Source organism: Pandoraea anhela, assembly GCF_902459655.1.
GTDB classification, from domain to species: Bacteria; Pseudomonadota; Gammaproteobacteria; order Burkholderiales; family Burkholderiaceae; genus Pandoraea; species Pandoraea anhela.
Genome location: NZ_CABPSB010000061.1, coordinates 1 through 505 on the forward strand (window position 1 = coordinate 1; position 505 = coordinate 505).

Sequence of the window (505 nt, forward strand, 5' to 3'; positions counted from 1 at the left end):
ACGACGATCGACTCCCAGAACGTGAACGACTCGGGCGAGACGAAGCCCTGGAACGCCGAGAACATGCCACCGGCCACGCCGCCGAACGACGCACCCATCGCGAACGCCAGCAGCTTGATGTTGCGCGTGTTGATGCCCATCGCCTTGGCGGCGATTTCGTCTTCACGGATGGCGACCCAGGCGCGTCCGATACGCGAATGCTGCAAGCGCACGCAGACGAATGCGATGAGCAACGCGAGGAACACGAACAGGTAGTAGTACATGTACACCGAGCTGACCTTGAACCCGAAGAACTCGTGCGCCTTCGAGAAATCGAAGCCGAACAGCGAGGCGGGCTGGATGCCGGTGATCCCCTTCGGACCGTTGGTGATGTTCACCGGCCGGTCGAGGTTGTTCATGAAGATACGGATGATTTCGCCGAAGCCCAACGTCACGATGGCCAGATAGTCGCCGCGCAGGCGCAGCGTCGGCGCACCGAGCAGAATGCCGAACACGGCAGCGACCG

At 61.8% G+C, this 505-nt stretch carries 1 protein-coding gene; it reads right to left on the bottom strand.

Going from position 1 to position 505, the window contains the following annotated elements; all coding sequences use genetic code 11:
* A partial coding sequence (locus PAN31108_RS26250; protein WP_442417684.1) for an ABC transporter permease subunit occupies positions 1 to 505 on the bottom strand: 505 nt, incomplete at both ends.